The 9,170-nt window shown below is 66.0% G+C and carries 7 protein-coding genes; 2 read left to right on the top strand and 5 right to left on the bottom strand.

The annotated features are described in order from the left end of the window. Nucleotides 1-969, bottom strand: a complete 969-nt coding sequence (locus ACSC1Y_RS16035; RefSeq protein WP_435335953.1) for a D-2-hydroxyacid dehydrogenase — start codon at nt 967-969, stop codon at nt 1-3. Between the two features lie 189 nt (nt 970-1,158). Here ACSC1Y_RS16035 and ACSC1Y_RS16040 point away from each other — a divergent pair, with 189 nt between their 5' ends. Both ACSC1Y_RS16040 and ilvA read left to right on the top strand, forming a co-directional pair. Beyond that, on the top strand, nt 1,159-2,439 hold the full coding sequence (locus ACSC1Y_RS16040) for an amidohydrolase (protein ID WP_435335955.1): 1,281 nt from the start codon (nt 1,159-1,161) through the stop codon (nt 2,437-2,439). After that, a complete protein-coding gene (gene ilvA / locus ACSC1Y_RS16045) occupies nt 2,436-3,707 on the top strand; it encodes a threonine ammonia-lyase (RefSeq protein WP_435335956.1) in 1,272 nt (423 codons plus the stop codon). Before ACSC1Y_RS16040 ends, ilvA begins: the two co-directional genes overlap by 4 nt. 63 nt (nt 3,708-3,770) lie before the next feature. Here ilvA and ACSC1Y_RS16050 read toward each other — a convergent pair whose 3' ends face one another. The 4 genes from ACSC1Y_RS16050 to ACSC1Y_RS16065 form a co-directional block, all read right to left on the bottom strand. After that, a complete protein-coding gene (locus ACSC1Y_RS16050) occupies nt 3,771-5,111 on the bottom strand; it encodes an aminotransferase class III-fold pyridoxal phosphate-dependent enzyme (protein ID WP_435335957.1) in 1,341 nt (446 codons plus the stop codon). A gap of 113 nt (nt 5,112-5,224) precedes the next feature. Next, nucleotides 5,225-6,850, bottom strand: coding sequence for a BCCT family transporter (locus ACSC1Y_RS16055; RefSeq protein WP_435335958.1), 1,626 nt, complete (start codon nt 6,848-6,850; stop codon nt 5,225-5,227). A 403-nt stretch (nt 6,851-7,253) separates the two neighbouring features. Beyond that, nucleotides 7,254-7,640, bottom strand: coding sequence for a Rid family detoxifying hydrolase (locus ACSC1Y_RS16060; RefSeq protein WP_435335959.1), 387 nt, complete (start codon nt 7,638-7,640; stop codon nt 7,254-7,256). Between the two features lie 36 nt (nt 7,641-7,676). Beyond that, nucleotides 7,677-9,047, bottom strand: a complete 1,371-nt coding sequence (locus ACSC1Y_RS16065) for an aspartate aminotransferase family protein (protein WP_435335960.1) — start codon at nt 9,045-9,047, stop codon at nt 7,677-7,679. Nucleotides 9,048-9,170 lie beyond the last annotated feature (123 nt).

Consider the following 9,170-nt stretch of genomic DNA (forward strand, 5'->3'; position numbering starts at 1 on the left):
TCAGTGCGATTCGGGCGCGAGTACCTGGTTCTCGAGTCCCTCGCCCTCGTCGAGCCGGTCGAGGTTCTCGGCGACGATGTCGGCGAGCCGGTCCCAGTGCTTCGGGGTGTGACCGCCGGTGTGGGGCGTGATGAGACAGTTCTCCAGGTCCCACAGCGGATGCTCGGCCGGTAACGGCTCGGGGTCGGTCACGTCGAGTGCGGCGCCGCGGATCTTGTTTGACTGGAGCGCTGACACGAGCGCGTCCGTGTCGACGATGCCGCCACGGGCGGTGTTGACGAGCACGGCATCGGTCTTCATCGTCGCGAACTCCTCGGTGCCGATGAGGCCGCGGGTCAGGTCGTTGAGGGGACAGGCGACGACGACGTAGTCGCTCCGGGCGAGCGCGTCGTGGACGTCGTCCTCGTCGAAGCCCATCACCTCGTCCGTCGGCCCGCCCTTCGAGGGCGTGTAGCGGATGCCGATGGTGTCGACCTCGAAGCCCTGGAGGCGCTGGACGACGGCCTGCCCGATGGAGCCGAGGCCGATGACGGTGACGGTGCTGTCGGTGAACTCTGACGACTGGAAGTGGCGCCACTGCGACTGCTGCTTGCGCCGCCAGCCCTCGTGGAGTCGACGAGCGAAGACGAGCATGTTGCCGATGGCCTGCTCGGCGATGCCCGGCGCGTGGATGCCGCCTGCGTTGGTGACGGCGACGCCGTGTTCGGCGAGCGTGTCCATCGGGACGTGGTCGGTACCGGCGAACGTACACGCGAACAGTTCGAGCCGTTCGGCGCGGTCGAGCAGGTCCTCCTCGATGGTGATGCCGGTGACGACGCGGGCTTCCGGCACGAGCTCGCGTTCCTGTTTCGGCGTCCGAGCCAGCGTGATGTTCCGGTCGGGGAGCCGTTCGCGAAGTGCGTCTGCGTACGATTCCATGGATAGGCCTTCCGTCCCCTCGCGGAGGACGACGACGTCTGTCTCGGTCATGTGTAGGTGGGTCTCGCGCCGGCGACGGTTGGTGATGTAGCAGGGCCGAGTGTCACAGAGTAGCCTGCTAGTTGTCGTCGGGCGCGCGTATACTCCAATCGTCGCGTGGGTCCGTCTTAGTCCTTTTGTGTGTCCGGAATCCGTGGAAACCGTCTACGATTAAGTGGGTGGGCGATGTTACGCACACACATGGCCGACTCTGTTCGCGGACGACTAGCGGAGCTTCGCCGAGACCTCCACCGCCACCCGGAACCCGGCTGGTGCGAGTTCCACACGACCGCTCGGCTCGTCGAGGAACTCCGGGCCATCGGCGTCGACGAGCTCGCCGTCGGTGCGGACGCCTACGACCCGGACGACCGGATGGCTGTGCCGGACGACGACCTCGTGGACGAATGGTACGAACGTGCCCTGGACCGGGGTGCGGACCCTGAGCTCCTCGCGGAACTCGAGGGCGGTACCACCGGCGCCGTCGCCGTCCTCGAGCGCGGCGAGGGACCGACCGTCGGCCTCCGCGTCGACATCGACGGGCTGTTCATCGAGGAATCGACCGACGACGACCACGTTCCCGAGGCGGAGGGCTTCCGCTCGGAGACCGGCGAGACGATGCACGCGTGCGGGCACGACACCCATATGACGTGGGGGCTGGCCACCATCGAGGCCATCAAGGAGAGCGAGTTCTCGGGACGCCTCGTCGTCTTCTTCCAGCCCGCCGAGGAGACCGGCGGCGGCGGCGCCCCGATGGCAAAGAGCGACTACGCCGCCGATATCGACTACTTCTTCGCGGTCCACGTCGGCCTCGACCACCCGACGGGTGAGGTCGTCGCTGGCATCGAGAAGCCGCTCGCGATGTGCCACGTCGACGTCGAGATAGAGGGGACATCGGCCCACGCCGGGAAGGCGCCCGAACAGGGAGACAACGCCATCCAGGCACTTGGGACGGCCATACAGAACGTCTACGGCATCCCCCGCCACTCCGACGGGATGACACGGGTCAACGTCGGCCGCGTCGAGGGCGGAACGGCGAGTAACGTCATCGCCGAGGAGGTCGAGGCCGTCGCCGAGGCCCGCGGCGAGACGACCGAGCTGATGGAGTACGCGAAAGCCGAGCTCAGAAAGAAGTTCGAGACCGCCGCCGAGATGCACGACTGCGAAGCGCACGTAGACGTCGTCAGCGAGAACCCGCGCGCCGACAGCGACCCCGAACTCGTCGACGTGGTCGCAGACGTCGCGAGCGAGGTCGCAGGAGTCGACAGCGTCGTTCCAACCGCGGACTTCGGGGCGAGCGAGGACGCGACCTTCCTCATGGAGCGCGTCCAGGAGGACGGCGGCTTCGCCTGTTACAGCATCGTCGGCACCGACCACCCAACGAGCCATCACACACCGACATTCGACGTGGACGAACGCAGTCTCGAAATCGGCGTCGATGTGCTCACGGACGCCATCCTGTCGGTGGCGGAGGACGGTCCATGAGCAGGGACTCGACGACCGGCGACACCGTCCCGGCCGCCAGCGATATCGTCACACCCGCGGACATCGAGGCCGCCGAAGACCGGCTCGCTGGCGTGGTCCATCGGACCCCGCTCGACGGGTCGACGACGCTCGCGGAACGGTGCGACGCTGCCCGCGTCGACTGCAAGCTAGAGAACATGCAACGGACCGGCTCGTTCAAGATCCGCGGAGCGTACAACGCGATGGCGCAGCTCCCGGACGACGTCCGCGAGCGCGGCGTGGTCGCCTCGAGCGCGGGGAACCACGCCCAGGGCGTCGCACTCGCCGGACAGCTCCTCGACATCGACACGACCATCGTCGTCCCGGAGATAACGCCGGCCGCGAAGATCGAGGCGACCCGTGGCTACGGTGCCGAGGTCGTCGTCGAGGGCAGACAGTACGAGGCCTCGTACGAGTACGCGCTCGAACTCGCGGACGAGGAGGGGCTGGAGTTCGTCCACCCCTTCGACGACGAGGCCGTCATCGCCGGGCAGGGAACCGTTGGGCTGGAAATTCTAAACGAGGCTCCCGACGTGGACACCGTGCTGGTCTCCATCGGCGGCGGTGGCCTCATCTCCGGCATCGCGACCGCGCTAGAGGCACACGACCCCGACGTGCGCGTCATCGGCGTCCAGCCTGAGGGCGCGGCGCACGCAAAGCCCTCGCTCGAGGCTGACGAGATACGTATGCTCTCGGAGGTCGACACCGTCGCCGAGGGCATCGCAGACGCCCGACTGCTCGAGAAGACCTTCGCCGTCGTCCGCGAGCGGGTCGACGACGTCGTCTCGGTGAGCGACACGGACCTGACCGTGGCGACGACCCTGCTCGCGGAACGGTCGAAGACGGTCGTGGAGACGGCCGGCGCAGCCCCGGTCGCGGCCCTCCTCTCCGGTGCCGTCGACGTCGAGGGAGAACGGGTCGCCGCCGTCGTCTCCGGCGGGAACGTGAACCTGACTGAGCACGGAGAGCTGACCCGCGCCGGCCTCCAGGAACTCGGCCGGTACGTCGACGCGCGGCTCGAACTCGACGGCTGGCCGACGGTTCTCGGCGACCTCTCTGAGACGGTGGCGGCCCATGGTGCCGAACTCGACGTCTTCGAGCGGGCCCGCCGGACGGCTACCGATGACCCGAACCGCGTGCCGGTCGTGGTCGGTATCGAAGGCAGTGGTCAGGGCCACCTCGAGGACGTGCTCGGGGCACTCGACGAGCTGGAGGACGTCAACGTCGTCGAGCGGTCCCTGTCCGGGTAATCGGAGAACCGGTCTTCTCGAACGGTCTTCTCGAAGCGAGAAATCGGGTACCGCAGCTCCGCCTCAGTCCGCTACGTCGTGCATCGCCTCGAGGAAGATTCCCACCCCGAGCTCGATCTCGCGCTCGGTGGAGTCGAGCGGCGGGAGCAGCCGGATGGTCTTCTTCCCACAGCCGAGTGTCAGCAGGCCACGGTCGAGGGCGGCTTCGACGACGGCGTTTCGCCGGTCCGGCGTATCGAACTCCACGGCGAGCATCAGGCCCTTGCCGCGGACGTCGACGACGTGGTCCGGGGCGTCGTCGCGTATGAGCTCTTTCGCCTGACGTCCGCGCTCGGTCGCGTTGTCGAGCAGGTCGTGCTCCTCGATGGCCTCGAGGGTGAACGCCCCCTGCATCGACGAGAGGAGGTCGCCGCCGCCGAAGGTGGAGCCGAGGCGGTTCTTCTCCTCGGGGAAGACGTCCGATCGGGAGATGGTCGCGCCGACACGGAGTGCCTTCGCGGCCGCGATGACGTCCGGCTCGATGGAGTAGTGGTCAGAGGCCCACATCTCACCGGTCCGGCCGATACCGGCCTGTATCTCGTCGACCACCAGCGGGATGTCGTACTCGTCGCAGACGGCGCCGACCTCGTCCATGAAGTCCTCGTTGGGGAAACGGTAGCCGCCGACGCCCTGTATGGGTTCGAGGATGGCGAAGGCGACCTCGTCGGGGTTGACGTGCCCGCCCTCGGGGGAGAGCGCGCTCCGGAGCCGTGAGCTGTCGCCGCTGAAGAAGCCACACGTACACTCGGACTCGCTCGCACAGTCACAGAAGGGGACGCTCTTCACCCCGGCTATCTCGGGATAGTGGCGCGTGTAGACCTCCTTCGACTTCGTGAGCGAGAGCGTCCCGACGGTCCGGCCGTGGAAGCTCCCCTCGAAGGCGTAGCCGTACTTCGCGGCCGCCTTGTGGTCGTGCGAGATCTTCATCGCGTTCTCGACTGCCTCTGCCCCCGAGTTCGAGAGGAACACGGTGTCCATCCCGTACTGTGACGAGACCTCCGTCAGCATGTCCATCAGGTGGCTGGCGCCGGGGAACTCTGCGGTCTCCGGGTCCGGTCCGGCACCGAAGTACATGTCCTGGCCGGCGATCTTCATCGGTTCGACGAGGTCGAACTCGCGGAGTTTCGAGAGGACCTTCTCGTTGTTGTAGCCGAGCGGCGCCGCCCCGATGTGGCAGGTGAAGTCGAGGAGGACGTTGCCGTCGACGTCGGTGACGAACGGACCGTCGGCCTCGGCGGTCACGTCCCAGACGAACTCGTGGGAGTACTCGCTCGGGGCGGCGTTGTCGGAGTGGAACTCGATCCACTTCTCGGCGTTCGGGCCGGGGAGCACAGCTGTATCTGGCTCTGCGGTATCCCTGTCCATATTCGACAATCGGACAGGTCGTACATTAAAATTTGGTATGAGAAGACGCCTCACCGCGGGCGTGTTCGAAAGAAGAACGGTTGCGTCGCGTCGGTCGAATCGTCGCGGACGAGCTAGTCGTCGTCACCCCCGTGGATGGTCGCACCCGAGGCACGGTCCTGGCTGGACTTCGGGCTCCCCCAGAGCGTGGTGCGGTCCTGCAGGAGCAACGGTCCGTAGTCCGTCTGGAAGCTCCGGATGAGTCCCAGCATGGTTATCAGGCAGATGAGGGCGAACGGTGCGCCGGTGATGATGGCCGCGTACTGGAGCGCCTGCACCCCACCGACGACCATCAGGATGGACGCGACCGCACCCTGCAGCACCGCCCAGAAGACGCGGTTGATGGCGGACGGCTCCTCCTTGCCACCGCTCGTCATCATCGCCACGGCCAACGTCGACGAGTCGGCAGACGTCACGAAGAACGTCGTCACGAGGACGAGGAAGGCGAACAGGAGCAGCGGCCCGACGACGGGCAGGTTGCCGAACAGGACGTACCCGGAAACGGCCTCGCCGTACTCGGAGATCGGCCCGAGGATGCTCGCCTGGCCGTTATGCTGCATGAGGACGCCGGCGCCACCGACGATGGCGAACCACGGGATGGTCGCGAGCGACGTCGCACCGATACCGGCGAACGCGACCTCACGGACGGTCCGGCCGCGCGAGATGCGGGCGATGAACAGCCCGGCGAACGGCGACCACGCGAGCGGCCACAGCCAGTAGAAGACCGTCCAGATGTTGACCCACTTCTGGGTCTCCGTGCCGACCGCCTGCGTGTACAGGCTCATCTCGAAGAAGTTCCCGACGTAGCCACCGAGGGCCTGCGTTCCGAGTTCCAGGATGCGGAACGTCGGTCCGAAGATCAGCGTCGCGAGCATCAGGAACAGGAACATCGCCATGTTGAAGTTCGAGAGCCGACGGATGCCCTTGTCGACCCCGAGCACGAGTGAGACGGTGAAGATGACGACCATCCCCGTGATGATGAGGACCGTCCCAATGTCACCGAGCTGGATACCCCACTGGAAGTTCAGACCGGTGATGAACTGGCTCCCGATGAAGCCCAGCGAGGTCGCGACGCCGCCGAGGGTCGCGAACACCGCGAGGATGTCCACGATCTTCCCGACTGGTCCGTCGACGTTGTCCGCGCCGAGTATCGGCGTCAGTACCGCGGAGACGCGGAGCGGTGCGCCGTAGTTGTAGACGTAGTAGCCGATGCCCAGGCCCATCACGGTGAAACAGGACCACTGGGTGACGCTCCAGTGGAAGATGGAGTACTGAACGGCGAGCGGCATGGCTGCCGCCGACTTCGCCTCCGCCCCGAACAGCGGCGGAACGGAGGAGTAGTGGAACATCGCCTCCGCAGGGCCCCAGAAGACGATGCCTGCCGCCAGACCGGCGGAGTACATCATCGCGAAGTACGAGAGATAGCTGTACTCGGGGTCCTCGTCACCCAGTCTGAGCTTGCCCCACGGGCCGAAGATGACGAACCCGAGGAACAGAACGAACCCGAGCATCACGAGGAGGAAGAACCAGTTGAACGTCGAGAGTATCCAGAGCCGGATGCCGTTGACCAGCTCGAGCGACGCGTCCGGTGCCAGGCTGAACGCGACGACGAACAAGAGCGTAATCGCCGCCCCGAACGCGAATATCGTCGGCTCTATCTCGTCCAGGAACTCCTGGACCGGTCCCTCGGAGGTACTCACGCGCGACCACCACCATTGGCGTCGGTCCCCCGTCGTGCCGGCCTGACGCGCTGACCATCGCTGGCCAGCGACCGCCACGACCGGTTCCCCGTCAGTGCGTTACGACAGCTGCCGTCCGCGTATTGTCTGGTGAAACACATCGTACTGTCTCGTGTTGCAAACTGCCATGCTAAGCGATGCCGTACACCACAACAATCGTGGATATACGTGATAAAAGTTACGCCTCCTGGAGATATCGAGGGCGAGAACCCGGTCCGCGCCGGAGCGACGGCTGCGGAGGAATCGGGTTCGAGCGGTAGGAAGGCTGCAGACAGAAACCGGACAGGACCGGGCGTACGAGGGAGTGACTGGACCGAACGTCTCAGCCGACGGCCAGCTGCATCGGGGCGTTCGAGTCGGTGCTTCAGCCGAGATGCGCGATGGCGTCCATCTCGACGTGGACGTCTCCCGGAAGTCGTGAGACCTCGACGCAGACGCGGGCCGGTGGATCGCCGGGGAACCGTGCGCCGTACGCCTCGTTGACGCGGTCGTAATCGTCGAGGTCGGTGAGGTAGACCGTGACCTTCACTACGTCGTCCAGGCCGTCGCCGCCCGCGTCGTCGACCACGGCGGCGATGTTGTCGAGTACCTGGTCCGTCTGTTCGGCGATGTCTCCTTCGACGTCCTCCATCGTGTCCGGGTCGACGGGGCCGTAGCCGGAGACGTACAGTGTGTCGCCCGCCCTGACCCCCTGGGAGTAGGGGTTGTCGTTCCGCGGTGCGTCCTCGGTGATGATGCGTTCTCGTGGCATGGGAAAGCGGATACGTCGGTGGGTGAGGTGCGTTCGTCAGTTCGCGTTCGTGACCTCGTCGATACCGTCGACGATGACGTCGAGGGCGGTCTCTGCGAGCTCGTGGGTGAGGACGAGCGGCGGGAGCAGCCGGAGCACGTTGCCGTGACGACCGGCCTTCCAGACGAGCACGCCGCGCTCGAAGCAGTAGTCCTGGAGTGCGTCTGCGGCCTCGTCGTCCGGGTTGCCCTCGTCGTCGACGAACTCGGCGCCGATGAACAGGCCCTTCCCGCGAACGTCGACCAGGTTGGGGTTCTCCTCGGCCGCCTCGTCGAGCCGGTCGCGGATGTACTCGCCGAGCTCCCGGGCGTGTGCGAGCAGGTCGTGTTCCTGGATGTACTCGATTGCGCGGGTACCGGCGCGCATGCCGACGACGTGGCCGCGGTAGGTGCCGGCGTGGTCGCCCGAGCCCCAGGTGTCGAGCTCCTCGTCGTAGATGGTCGCCGAGAGCGGGAAGCCGGTCCCGCCCAGCGCCTTCGCAGAGGTCATCACGTCGGGCGTGATGTCGTACCACTCGCTGGCCCACCACTGGCCGGAGCGGCCGAGACCGCTCTGGATCTCGTCGAAGACCAGCGGGACGTCGTTGTCGTCTGCGATGTCACGCAGGCCCTTGAGGAAGCCCTTCGGCGGGGTGACGACGCCGCCTTCACCCTGGATGGGCTCGACGAAGATTCCGGCCGGGTTGGCGAAGCCACCGTACGGGTCGTCGAAGATGGCCTTGACCTCCTCGAGGGAGTGTTCGACGGCCTCCTGGGGTGCCTTGTTCATCTCGATTGGATTCGGGTACGGCGCGTGGGTGACGTCGGGGAGGAGCGGCGTGTACTCGCCCTTGAACGACTTGTTGCCGGTGAGGCTCATGGCGCCACTGGTCGCGCCGTGGTAGGCGCCGCGGAACGCGATGAGGCCGGTGCCTCCCGTGTTGTACTTCGCGAGCTTGATGGAGGCCTCGATGGCGTCACTTCCGGTCGGGCCGCCGAAGACGACCTTGTTGTTCCCCTGCAGGCTGCCCGGGGCTATCTCGTCGAGCTTCTCGATGAGTTCGAGCCGCGCCTCGGTCGGGAAGTCGACCGTGTGGACGTACTTGTCGGTCTGCTCGTGGACCGCTTCGAGTACGTACGGGTTCGCGTGGCCGACGTTCATCACGCCGATACCCGCGAACATGTCGATGAACGTATTGCCGTCGGCGTCGCGGATTGTCGCGCCCTTCCCGCTCTCGAACGCGATAGGGATGTCCTCGGGATACGCCACGGCGCTGCTGTCGATGCGCTGTTGTTTCTCGATGAGCTGCCTCGATTTAGGCCCCGGAACGGTGTCGACGTTCGGCGCGTCGTCGAAGTGCAACTCGTGAATCGGTGGACCTGCTCCCATAATCTGACCCATGAGAAACAGTCATAAATAATTTGTCCACGAATCGGCTCGAAGACCGAGTCTGTGACCGGTACCGTAACCGCAAATGATTACTGGCTCGCAGCACGAGTTCGTGACAATGTT

The organism is Haloarchaeobius lipolyticus (genome assembly GCF_051208015.1).
Lineage (GTDB): Archaea > Halobacteriota > Halobacteria > Halobacteriales > Natrialbaceae > Haloarchaeobius.